The organism is Hyphobacterium sp. SN044 (genome assembly GCF_021864465.1).
Taxonomy (GTDB): Bacteria; Pseudomonadota; Alphaproteobacteria; order Caulobacterales; family Maricaulaceae; genus Hyphobacterium.
Genome location: NZ_JAKKUV010000056.1, coordinates 1 through 281, shown reverse-complemented (window position 1 = coordinate 281; position 281 = coordinate 1). Strand labels below are relative to the sequence as shown.

The following is a 281-nucleotide window of genomic DNA, read 5'->3' as shown; positions in this document are numbered from 1 at the left end:
GAGCAGTTGCCGTTTGCCGACGAGTCCTTCGACCTGGTGGTCTGCCTGTGGGTCCTCGAGCATCTGCGCAGCCCTGAAAACGTGCTGCGCGAGGTCCGGCGCGTCCTGCGGCCGGGCGGCCATTTCGTCTTCCTCACCCCCAACCTGCGCAACCCGCTGCTGGCGTTCAACCGCCTCGGACGGGCCCTGCCCCGGCTGCAGCGCCGGCTGGTGCCCAGGCTCTACGGCCGCGTCGAGGCGGACACGTTTCCCATCCAGTACCGGGCCAACACCGCAGGCAC

At 69.8% G+C, this 281-nt stretch carries 1 protein-coding gene; it reads left to right on the top strand.

What is annotated here, in order from left to right:
- The coding region (locus tag L5876_RS14635; RefSeq protein ID WP_236957096.1) for a class I SAM-dependent methyltransferase at positions 1-281 on the top strand (281 nt) is incomplete at both ends.